The organism is Rufibacter sediminis (genome assembly GCF_014269285.1).
In the GTDB taxonomy this organism is placed as follows: Bacteria; Bacteroidota; Bacteroidia; order Cytophagales; family Hymenobacteraceae; genus Nibribacter; species Nibribacter sediminis.
In genome coordinates this window covers 14,904-31,127 of record NZ_JACOAF010000021.1, presented here as the reverse complement: position 1 = coordinate 31,127, position 16,224 = coordinate 14,904, and the positions used below count along the sequence as shown (strand labels likewise).

Sequence of the window (16,224 nt, the reverse complement as noted above, 5' to 3'; positions counted from 1 at the left end):
TTATGACTTGCGGCCGTTGTTGGTTCCCGTCCCGAAGAGTTTCCCCAGGGCGGCTTTGAACGCGCCGGGCTCCATGCTCTTCTCCACGTTGGCGTTCAGGACCGCCAGCTGCCGGAGCAACTGCTGCTGAATCTCGGTGTCGGTTTCAATTTTCTGCAGCAGGCGCTCGTTCGTCTGCTTCACTTCTTGGGCCAGGCTCTGTTGCTGCCGGTTGAGGTTTTCCTGCTGCGGGGTCAGGTTCTCGAACGGACGCATGTAGTCCAGAATGCGCTGGTACAGGTTGTCTTCGTTCAGCCTCCTGAAATGCTCCTGCCATTTCTCGTAGGCGTTTTGGGCATCACGCTCTTGGTGTTCCAGGCGGGCCTGCATGAGATCGGTGAGTTTAAGCGACGCTTTGTCAAAATACTGCTCGGTGCGGTTCGCGATGGTGTCCAGTTCCTCTTCATGACGAGAAAAGAAATTGATTTGCCGCTGAATGGACTCGTCGTGCTGTTGCAGGTAACCGGGCACCTGGTCAAAGCCTTCCTGCAGTTTGGTGAGTCGGTTGAGCACCTGCGTGATGTTCTGCGTGAGCTCCCCGCCTTTCCGAACCGATTCGTTCAGGGCTTCCTGGTAGTTGAGGAAATTCATGAACAGGCGCTCGCTCTCCTTGATTTTGTCAAACACCTGCAGATTGGCGTTGGCCATCTGGGTGAAACCAATCTGGTCCAGTTTCTGGATGAATTCCTTCTGCGTGCTGATGTTATCGGTAAGCGTTTCTACAATCGGGCGGAAGCCCAGTATCTTGTCCAGGAAGTCTTTGTTGAACGAGTCCAGCACTGATTTCAGGTTCCCCAGACTAGCCGACATGTCGGAGTTGAGCTTGGGCAGCAGGTGCGTTTGCAGGAAGGTGTAGTAGTCGTTCTTCTGCCGGTCACGGGCGCTGCGGGCATTCTTGAGGGCGTAATTCCCCATCATGGTGAACAGCAATCCGCAGAAACTACCGGCCATGGCAATAAGCACGCCAAACAGGAATGACGGAATGTTTTGATCGGTGATGAAGGAGGACTCGGCTTCTGAGCTGTTGCTCAAACCCGTCCACACCAGACTGGAGAGCCCCAGAATAACGCCGGAGAACGTGCCCAGCAAGCCCACATACAGCGGAGTGCCGATGGTGGATTGTACCTCCGCATCCTGCGCTTCAGAATACCGCTCGGCTACGTCTTTCAGGATATTGAAATCGGCGGCGGCGCCTTTGTTCAGCCGAAGGTACTCGTTCGTGCTCCTGAGGATATCCTGGAACGTCTCGGACGGGTTCTGGACGGAGATCAGGTCCACTTCCGTTTCGGGCTCGTTTTTCTGAACGGGCGCTATTTCCCGGGGCGTGGTATCGCTCACGAGATAGATGTTCCCGTTCTGCACCAGTTGCCTGAACTTCTCTATGTTGATGGTGTAAAAAGGCGTCTCGCCGTTCTGGGCCTCAATGTGGAGTTCCTCTGCGTCAACGGCAATGATCTTCTTGATCACCGGATTGGTGGGCGAGAATTCCCGGAACGCCTCGCCGTACAGCAAGCGGTCCCAGAGCTTGTCCTGCGCGGCCAACGGTTTCAGCTCAGGCTCCGGAGCGCTCAACGGCCGTCGGGTGACGGAGAGCTTTTCTTTTGAAGGAAAAAGGCTTTCAATGCGCTCCACCTTGGCTCGGTTGGCCCGGTACACGCGCCACTGGTAGCCTATGATCAGGAGCACCAGTAACGCTTCAAATATAAAGATTCCTTCCATGTAGGTAATTTATGACAAATTTAAGCAGCAGAGCAATAGACTGCCTTTATTTCGGCTTGCCCGGTTTAGAGCCTGTTTTTGGAAAACAGCCTCTAAACGGACAAGTGGGATTTAAACTGTTTGCAGAGGGATCAGGGAAAAAGGGAGAGGAACCGTTTCGGGCTTGTTTTCAGAAAACAGGCCTAAAACGGTTCCTCTGCGCTGGGTGGTACTGCGGGGTCGGAAAGAACTTACTTTCAAGCTATCCTCCCGGAGAACTTACCGGAAATCAATCCTGGCTTTTTCCTGAATGATCCAGCCGCTGCTGGTTCTCACCAACACGCCATCGCCTTGGTGCACAATGCGGGTCACCATCCGGTTGGAGGGTTTCTCGAAGGAGAAGGCGTTCTCCAGGCGGTCCATGCCCTGTGAGATCACAAAGGCCTGGTTTCCGGCCAAGTTGAACCGATACGTGGTGCTGCTGCTACCCTCAGACGGAGAATCAATCTCCAGGTAAGAATCAGAGTCGGGGCGCTGCTGCAACTGGTGCGTTTTGATGGTGCCGTCTTCCGGGATAATCGCGTAACGTGTACGGCTCATGGGTGCCTCGGGCTCGGGAGCTGGTGCTGCCTGCGGCGTTTGCTGCTGGGTTAACTCATTCAGCAGGTCATCGCCCACGATCTCTCTTCCTAAGGTAGTGGCCGGAGTTTGCTGTGGAGCGGCGGCGCCTTCAAGTTCATTGGGGTTCATAGGCTCTCTTCTTCGGTTTTCGTTTCTTCTGGGTTGCTGAGGTTGTTGCGGCGGGCGTTGCGCCTGGTTGGGCGCGGCACCAGCCTGCGCTACGGGTTGCGGTTGTTGTTTCTGCCGAGGCTCCTGCGGTTGCCGTTGCTCTTTATGCTCCCTTGGTTCTCTGGGCTCTCTGGGTTCCCGCGGTTGGCGCTGCTGTTGGGGCTGTCCCTCCTGCTTCTGGCGGGGATCCTGCGGTTGCCGTTGTTGCTGCGGCTGGCCTTGGTTGGTGCGTTGCTCCGGTTGCTGCTGGTTTCTGCCAGGTTGCTGCCCCTGCTGCTTTCTGGATTCCTGCGGCTGACGAGGCTCCTGCGGTTGCTTTGGCTCGCGGCCGGGGGGCTGGGTCGTTTGCCCGCCGCGTTGGTTCCGCTGGTTTTCTGGCTGCTGATTCTTACCGGATCTCTTGATGTGGTTCTCCATGGATTTGAGTCCCGCTTCCAGCTCCCGGTTTTTCCGTTCCAGCGACTGGATTCTGTACATCAGGCCGCTTGCTTTGTAAAAGGTGAAAGCCGCCACCAGAAGCGCGACTATCCCTAAAATGAGAGGTATATAGGTCATACCGATAATTGTTTCTTTAAATGAATGTGGTAGGAAAAAGCCTCAGCCGCTTTCCGTTCAGAAAACAGCTGAGGCATCAGGATTAAACGAGGGCGCCTACCTGTTGCTGGTACAATTCTTTAGACAACAGGTACAGTGACTGCTTTAAAGGCATGAAGAACATGGTTTCCGGGATCAGCTCGCGGTCCGAAAGGCCCCTGAGGGTTTCTTCCAGCACCATGGTGTAGCTGTCCTGAATGTGGGAGCGCATGAAATTCAGAATCCAGTGCGGATCTACTTCCACGCCCATGGAACGCATGAGCGGGGCGATGTCCGCATCATCCAGCAACAGCTCCAGACAAGCCATCACATTTGCCAGCACGTCCTGCCGGATGGTAGAAGAAATCTGGCTCTTGTTCACGGGCTTCAGGGAGTCTTCACTAGTGGCGGCTCCGGTGGGGCGCATGATCGGAATGTCGGTCAGGTCAGACAGGTTGTTGCCTTCCAGGGCCATGGCGCCTCCGTTGGCGGTTACCTGTTTCGGGTTGTCTACCAACACCAGTTTAAAGTTGGCGGGCGGCTCCTGCCCGGTCACTTTCCGGAAGATGGTCTTGGCGTAGCGCTCCACGTTGGACAGGTTGTTGCCCGCGGCCAGCAATTTGATGTACAAACTCCCTTGCCCGCTGAAGCAGATATAACGCGGTACCTGGGTTCCCAACTGTTGGGTAAGCTGCGCCAGGTGATACATCAACGCCCCGAAGTGCAGGTAAAACATCAGGCGCAGCTGTCTCGCTTGCAGCAACTGAGAGCTGTAGTGCAACTCTTTGTCATAGCTGAACAGCAAACTGGTGATATCCGCGGAGCTGAAATCTGGGTTGTCCAGCGCCGTCTCCAGGAACTTCTTGTATTCACGGCCTTCCTCCGTAAGCGGAATTTGTAACACGTGAGCCACGCCATACTGCAGCAGCCCGTTGTCTTTGCTGGTCTTCACCGATGCGAAACCATCGCCCCACAGATCATTCCCGGCAAATCGGAACGAAGCGCTGTGTGAGGGTTTGCGGTTGGTGAACAGAAGCACGTCGGTGGTACCGCCGCCTATGTCCACGTTGATCAGGTTCTCATCCTGGCTCGGCACCACGGCCCCGGTTCTGGACAGGAAGTAAAACGGCGCCACCGATTCTGTGATGCAGGCCGTATTGCGGCCGTTTTTAAAAACGTTGTGGTAAACGCCGTCCCACACGTTCTGGAACATGTTGCGGGAATAGTCATCAAAGCTCAGCGGCGCGAACCACACCACTTTGGTGTTGGCCACGTTCCCGTTGTTCAGGACCACTTTGTTTTTGATGAGCAGCATGATCTCAGTGAAGAAAGCCTCAATCCGGCGTTTGCCGGTGTTGGAAAGCGTTTCGCTCCACTTCAGATCGGTGTGGTACGTTTGCTTGTACTGGTCCTGGTGCGTGCCCTCGGTGTTGATGGAGAAACCGATGTTGATGTTCCCGAACAAACTCGGAATCTGGTTTTCAAAATCGATGGACTCACAGGTGGCCGTTCTGGTCGGGAAAGAATACAGCGAGCCGCCGGAGTTGATGATCAAGGGAATGAACTCCCGCTTCAGCAAAGTCTCCACGGCAAACAACCGCCCGAAGCCTCGTTTGTGGAACCGCTGGTAATCAGTGAGTGAAGCATCATCTGAGGGCTTGTTCAGCATCACCAGCTGCAAATCATTGGCCGTAATGGCGAACTCCTTGGGCGGCTGGTTCGCGCCGGACGTATAAGCGATGTGCGTGTTAGACGTCCCGAAGTCAATGGCGAAGGTGAAGTTCTGGATGCCTTGGTGCACCTCCTGGAACTTAGGCACGATCAACGCGCGTCCGGTCACATCCACGCCAGCGTGTACCAGCTCAGCGTAGTCAAAGTGCGTGCCTCTGATCTCATAGTACGTACTGCCCGCACTGCTATTGCTCTTCTTGGTGCGGCGCTGCGACGTAGCTGAAATGATGCCTCCGGCTGCTTCCAGTTGCCGCCCCCCCGCATAGAACGTCAGGGAGTGATTTCTGTTTACCAGCAGCGGATCAATGTCTTCGTCTACCAGCATGACCTTGTAGAAATCATTGTAGGTAGGCGCATCCACGAATTTGTAGAACGGAAACACCCCTATGCCCACCCGTGATTTCAGGATATGGCCTTTCTCCGGGATGATCTCGCCGTGCGCATCTTTGGAGTTCAGCGGGTTGTCATAGTAGCTGCGCTCGTACACCACGTTGCCTTTCTCCGTGGGGATCTGCAAGGTCACGCGCACATGGTTCACATCCACGTAGAACGTGAGGTGATTGGCCAAATCCTCCGGGGTGAAATACTGGAAGTACAGGCTGGTAACGGGCAACAGGTAATTGAAGCTTTTCTCCGTCACGCCCGGCTGGTACAGCACGGTACCGCTGTAGAAACGGTCGGTGTTCACCTCGTAAGGCACCTGCACAATGGTTTCCTGCAACAGGTCATTCACGGTGAGGTACGGATAGTTGAAACCCACGCCCGGCAGAGAACGGCTGGCGATCTCTTTGCTGTCTGAGTAGCCCACGTTGGTGTTGGTAGGCCAGGCCAGGTTGTTCACGTACTTCACATGCGGGGCTAACCTCAAATCAGGCTTCAATACAATCGGCCGATCTCCGGTGAACATGGGGTTGGTTGGGCGCAAGAAAAGATCGCTGCTGGTGACGGCGGTCTGGTCTTTCTTCACCAGGAAGGTGAGATGCCCCACGTGTACCGGGTTCTGCTGCAAATCTACGAGCGGCAGGTAATCTGAAGCGATGGTGTGCTGCCCGCCCACGCCAGACATGCTGATGCTCTTGAGCAGGTGTTCGTCCAGGGCATTGTACACGGCCGGAAACGCCCTAATGTAGTCCGGATTAGACACAAACAACCGGTGCACATATTCCTGAAAATCGCGCTCGCGCTCACTTAAAGAAATGAAGTTGTTGTCAAAGTACACGCCCACGTTCTGCGCCCGGTTAATGGACAGCGGCTGCACGTTAGGCGATACAAACAGGAAGGTCAGTGGCGAAGTACCACCCAGCAGTTGCAGGTAACGGTCGCCGCGCGGAGACGTGGACTCCAGGTAAAACAGGAACAGGTCCTCCACGCCATGGAAACGGCTGTCGTTCATGAACAGCTCCAGCGTCTTGCCCAGCAGGTTGGTGTTGGGGTTAGACTGCATGGCCGAGAGCTGCTGGTGCTTGTTCCAGCGCCGGATCACGATTTTGTTTCCGCCCTGCGCGTAGCTCTGGTGGTTGTAGAGCAGTTCCCAGAGATCCCAGAAGTGGGTCACGAACTTGTGGTAAATGCTGTTCTGGGTGCTGGTCACGCCCTGCTTCACAAAATCAAACGCGGTCTCAAAGAGGTGCATGCGCGCAAACGGCGTGGGAATGGAGGCATTGATCTTCTGGGCCCGGCCACCGGCGCCATCCACCATGTCCTTGATCTCGGTGCTGGTGATCTGGCTGGTTTTAGCCCATCCTTCTACGTTGGAGCCGGTTTTATGAAGACGAAGTACTTTCGGCATAAATCAATCTGTTTTTTTAAGATGTTTTCATCAAAAGAGGCCGGAAACACCGGTGGTTTCGGGGGAGCCTCTCTTTTCAATTGTTTCCCTTGCTGGGAGGCCGTTTGCTGATCTTCCGTTTTAAGGCAGTTTTCAGCAAATCAGGCTCAAAGCACAAAGCGGTTCCTCAGGAATACTTCAGCTTGTCTTCCACTAGGTTGTTCGTGGCGATTTCAAACGCTTTGATGGTGGCTTTGTATGCCTCGCGGTCTGAGATGGACTCTGAAGCCCGGTTCAGTTCTTTCACGAAGGAACCCTGGTGAATGCCTTTGTTCAGGAAGCCCGTTTCCACCTGTTTATCGGAAACCATGCGGTTAAAGTCGGGTTCATTGAGCTGGAACACTGAGAACGTCCGCTCCATGCGGTTCAGCTCCCGCAGCCAAGAGTCATACCCGAAATCTGGGCTGGTCAGGAATTTGTTCAGTTCTTTGAAAATAGGCTCATTTCGCATGGCACCGGCCAGATCCACGCCTTTGGCATAAGCCGCCTGGGCATCTTCGGGGACATGCGTGGTGTAGTAGCGCGTGAAATAATGGAACTTGATGAGCTGCTTGGCGACGCGGTCGCGGGTTTCCTGGTCAAAATGGGAGAACTGCACGTTGTCTACGTCTTCGCGCAGGCCAAACTCATGGTAATGCGCAGAACCCGTGAGCTCGTTGTCTGAGTAGTCCATGAAGTCGATGATGGACAAAGCGCTCAGCAACTCCACTAAGTGGGCATCGTTTTTCTGGCTCGCTCTACCCGGGTTGTTTTCCAGCGGTTTGTCTGGCGTGTCGCCGATGTAGTACGTGGCGTTCACCCCGGTGAGGTGGTTCTGGTAGTACGAGAGGGCGTCTTTGGCTTTGGTGGTGAAGGTGTTAGAGTCAATGAAATCTGCGTCTACGCCGGGCGCGGGTTGTTCCAGGGAGAAGTACGGCAACACCACCATCGCGCCGGTCAGCGCCGAGTTCAGGCTGGAGGCGTTGGGCAATTTGGAATGCACGTCTTTGAAGTTCTTCAGCAAGAGCGGGAATCCGGCGGCGCCGGTGCCCCCAAAGATGGAGCTGACAAAGAAGATACGGTCACCGGCCTGGAAGTTGGAGGCGAAGAAACGCATCTCGGGAGAGTCGATGATCTCGTTTAGGACCACGCTGCCCACGTTGGGACTGCCCCGGAAACCCACATCCAGGCTGTTGTTCAGGTTCTCAGGAGTGAAAAGTAAATCAACCAGGGCCTGGGAGTCAATGTCCAGCTGGTTGTAGCCCACGTGGTCTTTGAAAGGCTTGTTGATGCCCCCGAAATCGTACACAAAGGAATCTCTGATCTTGGAGGAACCGTCGCCGGCGATGCTGGAGAGCGTGCTGATGTTGGTGTGGAAGAAGCCTTCGTCGCGTTTGCCCAGTGGGTCATGGAGGTGCTTGTAGGTCTTCAGGAGTTCCACCGTGCGGTTCATGTCCCCGTTCTGGGTGTCGGGGTCAATGATGATGGGTACTATCTTATCACAGTTCTTGATCTTGACACCGGCGGCCATGAGCATCACCAGAGACCGAATGACCCTGGAGCCCGTGCCCCCAATTCCGAATACAAAAAGTTTTGCCATAGTTTATCGTGTGTGAGGCCATTTCATAGGAGTTGTCCAGGCTTGGACAGATCCTTTTTTAAGCAGTAAGGAGAAAATGAAAAAGAGAATGAGGCTGAGGATGGCGTTCACCAGGGCAAAGGTGTAGGTGTACGAATGCGTCTCCACGCCGTTGCCGTTCACCTGCGAGATGGGAACGATGAAAGCAATCACCGCATTGATGACCAGCATGATGGTCCAGTGCATGGGTTTGTAAAAGCCGGTGCTCATGACCCGGTTGAACACGTAGTAATACAGAATGACCAGCGCCAGCGAGACCAGTATCAGTTGGATTCCGGTGTTGGGGAAAATTACTTCGCGGTAATCATTGGTGTAGTTGGCGGGCATAGGCCGGCCCAGGAAAAGCTCATACAGCCCGGAGAAGAAATTCTGGATCATCCTTACTTGTTTTCTTTGTTAAACTTCATGGTTACACTAAACACGTTTTCGCTTTTGTCTCTATAGAGCGCCTGCACGCCTTCTATGATGGTATTCAACTGGTAAGTCTTCCGTTGCGCGCCCGCCGGATTGTTGTCGTTGGCGGTGGACCACTGGTTTACCCAGGCGGGAAGCACCTGCGGAAGCTGCAGCGTGATGGAACCCGAATTCGCCGTCAACTGCGGAACCTTCACCCGCACGAAGTGGGTGTACTTGGCTAAGTCGGGCGTAGCCTTTACCTCTTCTGAGGCAGCAATTACTGTACCAATAGAAGCCTTTCCGCCGGTCACCGCCAGCTTCAGGTGCTGCTTTAAGAAGCTCACCTGCTGCATGGATGCTGGAAAATCACTGAGGTTCAAGCCGATGGTAAATTCAACGGGCTCTTCTTTTTCGGGCATCAAATTCACACTGGTGCAGACCTCCGCGGTTCGGCTGGTACAGTACACAACGCCCGCCGGCCGGAAAGTATTGGATTTGAGAATCGCTGAATAGGCCACGTTAGGATAAGAAAAGCCGAAATATGCCTGCTGGGCCGGTAAATTCCGGAGCACCTTATTGATCACAGTCTGTACTTCCTGCTGTTGCCCGATGACCCAAATGTAGAAAGGGATTTCCTCGCCTTCCAAAGTGCGTTTTACGGCCGGTTTTTTCACGGCAGGGTAATAGTTCCCGAAGAACCCAGACGCGTTGCCCAGCACGGCCACCACCAGGTTCTGGTGCTCGGCCTGTTTCAAACTGCTCCGGATGTCAGAGTCAAGAGAAAGGAATTGCCCCGGATTATTAGGATCGGGCCCATGAATGAAATCGGACACAATGACACTCACCGCCTCGCGCTTCACGGAGTTGCTCAGAGCGGCTTCCAACATGGCGGGCAAAGGCGTGCCCCGCACATCGGCTTTGATGCCGCTAGTGACCGTGTTCTTGAGGGTTGCATAAGACACACTGTCCAGCACCGGTTGGCCCTGTCCGTTTTCCCCGGCCAGGTAGTAGCGTTTGGCGTCTACGTAGATACCGTCCTGCACCTCGGAAATCAGTTTATTCAGTTGTCTCTGAAAGACGGTGGGTTCTTTTTCGGCGGCCGGTGGAGGCATGAACCCTTTCATCCCGTTGGAAACCTCCAGGTACAGGTCCACATCTACTTTGGAAGAAGCGGGCGCGGGTGTGTTTTCCTTCGGGTTAGCGGAAGTGGCCGGGGCTGGTTTCTGGACCTGAGCCGACGTGTTCTCCGAAGGCGCTCCCTCCTGCTGCGTTTCTTTCTTATAGCATCCCGAAAAAACCAGCGCTCCGCAAAGCAGAAGCAGTTGGCTTTTCCGAATACATGCTGATTTATCTATGCCCATGTTTTACGTATTATTGCGCACTTACTTAGAATATAGGAAAAAGGTTATCTATGAAGATAGAGGAAAGTTTACTGTTTTGATGCCGTTTTTCCTAAAAGATTCTCAAAGTGCAGTGGGTCCCTGGCTTCCTCCTTCTTTCTTAGAACGTTAAGAACGCTCCCGCGTGCACAACGGCGTTTAGTTTCGGTCAACATTTTAAGCCTATGCTAAAATAAATTTCTGGTAACCCCATCCGGGGAAAGTGGTATAAAAGGTACACAAGTTTCAGCACCTATGATCAAGGCCTATAAACTGTACACCGGCGCCGATGGGCATTCTTACGTGGAGAAAGGGACTATCGCCGAGAAAGTCTTCACCCAGGTAACCTCCCTTCACTTCAAGGAAACTCCGCCGCACGCCACCTATGACTGGCACCCGGCCCCCGATACGCAATATGTCCTGACCTTAACCGGTACCCTGGAGTTCACCACCAGCTTGGGAGAAACGTTCACCCTGCAGCCAGGAGAAGTCTTACTCGCCACCGACCTCACCGGCGCGGGTCATAAATGGAAAATGCTCGGCGATCAACCCTGGAAAAGAGCCTACGTGGTCTTTTCGCCTGAGACAGTGATCAACTTTCTCCCGGACGTTGACTGAGCTTTTATCTTGATGAAAGCTAATGCTTTATGATGAGATGACTGTAAGTATCACTTCAGAAAAGGATTATAGCAAGAATGCTTAATGTAGGAGCTCTGTCCTAAGCTTAGCATTCCTGTTGTTATAAGCTTTTATGTATTAGAACTTAACAGGCAAGTTAAATTCTGCTCTTCTACAATCAACTCAATTTGAAGATCCTTAAATTATCTAATTGCCTCCTCTAAGGATAGTAAAACACGTTCATCTTGCCAAAGCTCTTATTCACCGGTTAAATGAGCCTCTTCATCGCTTTGTAGCCTGTTAGAGCTGATTTTTCGGTACTATGCGTGCAAGACGTCCTACTTAATGAGGTGCACTATGGAGAAGAATCACTTTACCTATTATCAGATTATTACCAAGAAGATTCAGGCCGGTTTTCGTAAGGAAGAATATAGGAGGGGCGATCATGTACAGGAGGTGGTGTTGTTGGCGTTGCAGCTTCGTTTTCTGTTGACGCACCTGGAGAAAACCTCCCCGGAGCTGGAACCACTTCGGGAAGCATCCTGGTATACCAATCTCCTCCAGCATGAAGCCTATGGCATTATTTCCTCGCCTAAGAAAGACACCTTCTCATATCTCAAAGCTTTTCATGATGCACATGAGGCGTTTTTGAGATTGCTCCCGCATATGGATTTTGAGTAGACGTATGCTTCAATAGTTATTCTCCAAGCCCCTTAAACTGTATTTTGAGTAGCCTGAACAATTTCCGCTTACCCTCTTCCTACTTCACAGAACCTTTGCATTTTACGTTTACTTTATGTAAACTAGGCTAAAAGGAGTTTTTCAGCTTAACACCTTACCTGAACTCCTTTTCTGCTGCTTTTTCCTGTCTTCCCCCTTACCACAAAGGCGATGTTGAAACAGATTCCGGCTAATTTCCAGCCCCAATCCCTCTTTGAAACTGATTATGTGTCAATCCTTCTGCTGGAGAACGAACCGTTGCTTCTGGTGGAATGGAAACGTCAGATCACGCTGCCGGAGCGTATGATAGGCTTTCACAAAGCCTTGGACTTTACCAGGCAGCGGCAAATCAAGTATTGGCTCATCGATGACCTGCAGCTGTACATCATCACGCCCGAAGAGAAAGAGTGGATTTTAACCGAGTTTCAGGATTTAGCCTCCAAAACGTCCATTCAGAAATTAGCCGTCGTGACCAGCGACTTCTACCCTGCTCTGGTCGCCAACACCGATTTCACTGATAAAGGCAAAGAAGGGTACCAAGCCAAAGGCATTATCCAGCACGAGGTGTTTACCGATTATGAAAGTGCCTTCGGGTGGCTCCTGGGCAACTTAGATTCCTGAGGCTGCGGGCGAGTTACGCTTTAGGCGATGCTTTGAACAGATAGAGACTTTATCAGGATTGAAAACAAAAAAGCACTTGCAAGATTTTCTCGCAAGTGCTTTTTTATTGTGGGAGCCCCCAGCCGGGATCGAACCAGCGACCTACTGATTACAAGTCAGTTGCTCTACCAGCTGAGCTATGGAGGCTTTTGTCTTCAGAATTCTGGTGATTTCCTGAAAACGGCAAAGAAATAAAGGTTTTTAAAAAACAGCCTTACAGCTTTATGTGTAGAAGCAGTGTTTTTTGAGCCCCCAGCCGGGATCGAACCAGCGACCTACTGATTACAAGTCAGTTGCTCTACCAGCTGAGCTATGGAGGCTTTTGCTTCCGGAAACCTGGTGATTTCCGAAAGCGATACAAAAGTAGAGGTCTTTTTTAGATTTGCAAAAGCCACTTGCAACTAATTTGCCCCACGGCTACAAAGGCCTTGAATGTCAAGCACAAAAATTTAGGAGCGCAGGGCTTTCAGCTGTCTTTTCAGGTGCTGAATGCGGTTTTGCGCCTCGTCAATCTTGGATTGATATTCTTCCCGCAGCTTCTCGGCGTTCTTAGAACGGGCAAAAAACTCAATGTTGGTCTTCAACGTGGAGATGTCGTTTTCCAGCGACGTGATGTCGCGGCGCAGATGCTGCTCTTTCTGGTAAAGCTTCTGGTCTCCGTCTGGACTGGTCTTGAGATGGTTTAGTTGCAACTGGAACAAGGTCTGTTCTTTCTGCTGCGGACTCAGCTCCGGCACCTTCTCCAAGTACTTAGCCAACAGCTGCTGGAAGCGATCCTCCACCTTCGGGTTCCGTTTGCCCTCTGATGCGAACGATTGCCACTCCTGATGGATCTGGTTGAACTCATCAACTGTTCCAATCAAAGTTGGATCAGCGACTTTGCTGGCCAGCTGCTCACAGTAGGCTTGCTTCTGAACCGAAAGCTGGTTTAGCTGCGTTTCCTTGTTCTGGGCTTCCTGGTGCAAACGATCAAAGAAAGCGTTACAGGCGGTCCGGAACCGGTTCCAGATCTTGTCTGAGTATTTATCTGGCACCCGGCCAATCGTCTTCCACTTTTTCTGGAGCTGGATCAGTTTTTCCTTGGTGCTGTCCCACTCCTCGCTGCCCTGCACGCTTTCGGCTTCTTCACACAGCGCTACCTTCTGGCGGTAGTTCTGCATCTTCTCTTCGTCCAAAGCTTTGAAAAAGGTGTTCTTGTGATGGAAGAAAGCCTTGTAGCTGCTCCAGAAAGCTTTATTGACCTCTTCGGCGTTTTCTTTAGGCACCAGACCGGCGGCATCCCAGCTTTCTTTCAGCTGCTGGATCTGGTCGGTTTTGTCGCGCCAGTCGTTGATCCGGTCCGATTTGAAATGCTGGAACTGCTCAATCTGGGCCAACAGCTCCTTCTTTTTGGCCAGGTTGCCCAGCTCTTCGTTTCTGCGGGTCTCAAAAAATGATTTCTTTCTTTCATGCACCTGCTCAGATGCCTGGATGAAGCGGTTCCATACCTGGTCGCGCACCTCGTTGGGGATGGGCCCAATGTGTTTCCACTCATCGTGCAGATGCCGGAGCTCCTGCAAGGCTTTGTTGATATTTTCTTCGTTCGCCAGTGCCTCAGCGCGTTCGCAAAGGGCGTTTTTAGCGTCCAGGTTGCGTTTGCGGTCCAGTTCCTTCAGCTCGAAGAAGATGCTGCGGTTGTTGTAGTACATGTCCAGCAGGGCGTGGTACGAATTCCACAGCTGCTGAGCCTCGGCGGTTGGCACCTGCCCTATCGCCTTCCATTCGTTCTGCAGTTCTTTGATGGCTGAGCCGCTGGTCTGGGTTTCTGACTCAATCAGCACGCGTAAGCGCTCCAGCAGGTCCCGCTTCTTCTGTAGGTTCTGTACTTTCTGCTCTTCTTCCTGACGCTGTTCTTTGAACCGCGCCTCCCGGAATCGCTGCATGGCCTGCTCCACATCTTTGTGGGCTTTGGGCGCATTGTAGTCGAAGTCATCAGGGGCGCCACCTTCCGCGATGAAGCGGTTCAGGGCCTGCTGCCGCTCTTCCTGGAATAAGGGCTCATACATGCGGTACAGGATGTTCAGGTCCCGACCCGTTTTCCGGACATTGCCCTCCTGCGCCAGCGAAAGAATTTTAGCCCGAATCTCATCAATGGACAAATGGGTGTAGTCTTCTTGAGGGTGCATCTCATCTTCCTCTGGATGTATTTCATCATGAGGAGCTATTAGAGCGGCTGAGGCTTCCTGTGATGTGGCGGGCTGCTCTCCTTCTGTTGAGGTTTGTAGAGTGGTCTCAGGAGCTGCTCCGGTAGTTTCCATGGCAGGCACTTCAGACGCAGGCTCTGGAGCGGTTGTATTTCTCTCAGAAAGAATTGGTTCATTGGCTACGGTTCCTGCAGCGACATTCTCATCAGTTGCAGGTACCGCAATGGGTTCCTCTGACACCAATACCGATGATTGAGTGAGTGAAGGTTCTAACTGAGGAACAGCTACTTCGTCTGCTTTATCTTCAGTTCTGCTTTCAACAGATGGCACCTCCTCTACTTGCTCCACAGAGGGGGCTGTTTCCGCTTTTTGGGCATTTATCTCGGCTAAACGCTCTTCCAGAATTCTACGCTGATCGGTGGTTTGATCGTTGCTGAATTGTTCCTGGGTAGATTGTTCTTCCGTTCTTCCGTTTTGCTGGTCTTCCGGATTTAGGTTCATCATACACGTGGGGCTTTGCGCCTTTGGATTAGTTTAAACTTGGGTCTGCGGGATAATTGGCGTACATCTTATATTTGCCGCCCATTTCCTTCAAAATATCGCGCCACAAGGTATCTATATTCAAAGTAAGCAATTTATTCGCAGCATTGTTGTTAACAAACCAAACATTTTTATCAATTTCTTCTTCCAACTGCCCCGGGCTCCACCCGGAATAACCCACAAAAAACCTGATTTCGTCCTGTAATACAATTCCCTGGTTTATCCAGCGGGTGAGTTCTTCAAAGTCTCCGCCCCAGAATAAATTAGCTGAAATTGGCTGCGCATCGGGTAGGTTGGGCAAGCGGTGGATGTAATGGAGGGTATTGGGCTGCATAGGTCCGCCCACGGCCAGGGTCATGTCAAAGACCTCATGGTTGATGTCTACCACATCTGATAATTGCAGCGCTGAAACTCTGTTTAACACCAGCCCAACTGTCCCGTCTTTGTCATGCTGGCAGATCACCACCACGCTTCTTTCAAAGTTAGGATCACCCAGGAAAGGTTCAGAGATGAGTATGCTTCCTTTCTGGATTTCTTTCGCCATTTTTCTTGTCATCTTTTCCGTGGATTAAGCTCTCTATACGTACTGAATAGCATTGCAATTGGTTTGCGAGAGCCTTTCATTTGCGTACTTAAAACGCCTAATACGTAGTTGTCGTATTTCTAAGCAAGATATTGGAAAGGCTTTTTTGCCCGCCGGTGCCTAGATTAGCGAGAAAGCCCTACTTTTGACCTCATTACTAAAATCAGCGTTACTCCATGCCAGAACCCTTGTCACTCGCCGATATCCGGATCAACTATTCCTTGAAAGAGCTCACGCGGGAAGCAGCATCGGCAGACCCTTTCCAGCAGTTCCAGACCTGGATGCAGGAAGCGCTTACCGCCAAAGCCGATGAGCCCACGGCCATGACCCTGAGCACCGCCGATGCCCAGGGAAAACCCACCGCCCGGGTGGTGCTGCTGAAAGCCCTGGAAAAGGAAGGCTTTGTCTTCTACACCAACTATGTGAGCCGGAAAGGGCAGCAACTGCTGGAGAACCCCTTCGCCGCCCTCACCTTCTTCTGGCCGGCGCTGGAAAGACAGGTGCGCATTGAAGGAAAAGTACAAAGAGTCTCCCCCGAGGTTTCGGAAGCTTATTTTCATAGCCGCCCGCGCGGAAGTCAGATAGGGGCCTGGTCTTCTCCGCAGAGCCAACCCATTCAGGATCGAACCCTTCTGGAGAACCTGGAGCAGGAATACTCCGCCAAGTTCAAAGACATGGAGGTGGTGCCCCGGCCTGAGCACTGGGGCGGGTACCTGGTCGTGCCCGATCGGATTGAGTTTTGGCAGGGCCGCCAGAACCGGTTGCACGACCGGCTTTTGTATGAGGTGGAAAGCAGCGGTAACTGGCGCATCCAGCGGCTGGCACCCTGATTGTTTTTGGCCTCTTTTTCGTAAAACAGCATTAAAACC

Annotated in this window: 12 protein-coding genes and 2 tRNA genes; 4 read left to right on the top strand and 10 right to left on the bottom strand. The window is 52.4% G+C overall.

Going from position 1 to position 16,224, the window contains the following annotated elements:
* The 6 genes from H7U12_RS08420 to H7U12_RS08395 all read right to left on the bottom strand — a co-directional run bounded on the left by H7U12_RS08420 (nucleotide 1) and on the right by H7U12_RS08395 (nucleotide 10,033).
* Entirely contained in the window at nucleotides 1-1,758 is a 1,758-nt protein-coding gene (locus tag H7U12_RS08420; protein ID WP_186635919.1) for a hypothetical protein, read from the bottom strand.
* 258 nt (nucleotides 1,759-2,016) lie between these two features.
* Nucleotides 2,017-3,081: a hypothetical protein gene (locus H7U12_RS08415; protein WP_186635916.1), complete on the bottom strand. Its 1,065-nt coding sequence runs from the start codon at nucleotides 3,079-3,081 to the stop codon at nucleotides 2,017-2,019.
* Nucleotides 3,082-3,163: 82 nt separating this feature from the next.
* Nucleotides 3,164-6,619, bottom strand: coding sequence for a cell division protein FtsA (locus tag H7U12_RS08410; protein ID WP_186635913.1), 3,456 nt, complete (start codon nucleotides 6,617-6,619; stop codon nucleotides 3,164-3,166).
* A 166-nt stretch (nucleotides 6,620-6,785) separates the two neighbouring features.
* The gene (locus tag H7U12_RS08405) at nucleotides 6,786-8,237 is read right to left on the bottom strand and encodes a hypothetical protein (protein WP_186635910.1); all 1,452 of its coding nucleotides are present in this window, start codon (nucleotides 8,235-8,237) and stop codon (nucleotides 6,786-6,788) included.
* A gap of 3 nt (nucleotides 8,238-8,240) precedes the next feature.
* Nucleotides 8,241-8,654: a hypothetical protein gene (locus tag H7U12_RS08400; RefSeq protein WP_186635907.1), complete on the bottom strand. Its 414-nt coding sequence runs from the start codon at nucleotides 8,652-8,654 to the stop codon at nucleotides 8,241-8,243.
* A 2-nt stretch (nucleotides 8,655-8,656) separates the two neighbouring features.
* Nucleotides 8,657-10,033, bottom strand: coding sequence for a hypothetical protein (locus tag H7U12_RS08395; protein ID WP_186635904.1), 1,377 nt, complete (start codon nucleotides 10,031-10,033; stop codon nucleotides 8,657-8,659).
* Between the two features lie 273 nt (nucleotides 10,034-10,306).
* Between H7U12_RS08395 and H7U12_RS08390 the strand changes: the two genes are divergently transcribed.
* From H7U12_RS08390 to H7U12_RS08380, 3 genes are all read left to right on the top strand, one after another.
* A complete protein-coding gene (locus H7U12_RS08390; RefSeq protein WP_186635901.1) occupies nucleotides 10,307-10,669 on the top strand; it encodes a cupin domain-containing protein in 363 nt (120 codons plus the stop codon).
* A 357-nt stretch (nucleotides 10,670-11,026) separates the two neighbouring features.
* Complete coding sequence (locus H7U12_RS08385; RefSeq protein WP_186635898.1) at nucleotides 11,027-11,350, top strand: hypothetical protein; 324 nt, start codon at nucleotides 11,027-11,029, stop codon at nucleotides 11,348-11,350.
* A 210-nt stretch (nucleotides 11,351-11,560) separates the two neighbouring features.
* The gene (locus H7U12_RS08380) at nucleotides 11,561-12,010 is read left to right on the top strand and encodes a hypothetical protein (protein WP_186635896.1); all 450 of its coding nucleotides are present in this window, start codon (nucleotides 11,561-11,563) and stop codon (nucleotides 12,008-12,010) included.
* A gap of 113 nt (nucleotides 12,011-12,123) precedes the next feature.
* Here H7U12_RS08380 and H7U12_RS08375 read toward each other — a convergent pair.
* From H7U12_RS08375 to H7U12_RS08360, 4 genes are all read right to left on the bottom strand, one after another.
* Nucleotides 12,124-12,196: transfer RNA gene (locus H7U12_RS08375), tRNA-Thr, on the bottom strand.
* Nucleotides 12,197-12,296: 100 nt separating this feature from the next.
* Nucleotides 12,297-12,369 (bottom strand) — tRNA-Thr (locus tag H7U12_RS08370).
* Between the two features lie 129 nt (nucleotides 12,370-12,498).
* Entirely contained in the window at nucleotides 12,499-14,736 is a 2,238-nt protein-coding gene (locus H7U12_RS08365) for a DUF349 domain-containing protein (protein ID WP_186635893.1), read from the bottom strand.
* 25 nt (nucleotides 14,737-14,761) lie between these two features.
* Nucleotides 14,762-15,316 (bottom strand): YqgE/AlgH family protein, encoded by a 555-nt coding sequence (locus tag H7U12_RS08360; protein WP_186635890.1) that lies wholly within the window; start codon nucleotides 15,314-15,316, stop codon nucleotides 14,762-14,764.
* 215 nt (nucleotides 15,317-15,531) lie between these two features.
* Between H7U12_RS08360 and pdxH the strand changes: the two genes are divergently transcribed.
* On the top strand, nucleotides 15,532-16,185 hold the full coding sequence (pdxH, locus tag H7U12_RS08355) for a pyridoxamine 5'-phosphate oxidase (protein ID WP_186635887.1): 654 nt from the start codon (nucleotides 15,532-15,534) through the stop codon (nucleotides 16,183-16,185).
* The last annotated feature ends 39 nt before the right edge of the window (nucleotides 16,186-16,224 follow it).

What these genes read in the sequence shown, in the direction of transcription:
- H7U12_RS08410 (WP_186635913.1), bottom strand. Translation starts at nt 6,619, where the DNA reads ATGCCGAAAGTACTTCGTCTTCATAAAACCGGCTCCAACGTAGAAGGA.
- H7U12_RS08380 (WP_186635896.1), top strand. Translation starts at nt 11,561, where the DNA reads ATGTTGAAACAGATTCCGGCTAATTTCCAGCCCCAATCCCTCTTTGAA.
- H7U12_RS08390 (WP_186635901.1), top strand. Translation starts at nt 10,307, where the DNA reads ATGATCAAGGCCTATAAACTGTACACCGGCGCCGATGGGCATTCTTAC.
- H7U12_RS08415 (WP_186635916.1), bottom strand. Translation starts at nt 3,081, where the DNA reads ATGACCTATATACCTCTCATTTTAGGGATAGTCGCGCTTCTGGTGGCG.
- H7U12_RS08360 (WP_186635890.1), bottom strand. Translation starts at nt 15,316, where the DNA reads ATGGCGAAAGAAATCCAGAAAGGAAGCATACTCATCTCTGAACCTTTC.
- H7U12_RS08400 (WP_186635907.1), bottom strand. Translation starts at nt 8,654, where the DNA reads ATGATCCAGAATTTCTTCTCCGGGCTGTATGAGCTTTTCCTGGGCCGG.
- H7U12_RS08420 (WP_186635919.1), bottom strand. Translation starts at nt 1,758, where the DNA reads ATGGAAGGAATCTTTATATTTGAAGCGTTACTGGTGCTCCTGATCATA.
- H7U12_RS08395 (WP_186635904.1), bottom strand. Translation starts at nt 10,033, where the DNA reads ATGGGCATAGATAAATCAGCATGTATTCGGAAAAGCCAACTGCTTCTG.
- H7U12_RS08365 (WP_186635893.1), bottom strand. Translation starts at nt 14,736, where the DNA reads ATGATGAACCTAAATCCGGAAGACCAGCAAAACGGAAGAACGGAAGAA.
- H7U12_RS08405 (WP_186635910.1), bottom strand. Translation starts at nt 8,237, where the DNA reads ATGGCAAAACTTTTTGTATTCGGAATTGGGGGCACGGGCTCCAGGGTC.
- pdxH (WP_186635887.1), top strand. Translation starts at nt 15,532, where the DNA reads ATGCCAGAACCCTTGTCACTCGCCGATATCCGGATCAACTATTCCTTG.
- H7U12_RS08385 (WP_186635898.1), top strand. Translation starts at nt 11,027, where the DNA reads ATGGAGAAGAATCACTTTACCTATTATCAGATTATTACCAAGAAGATT.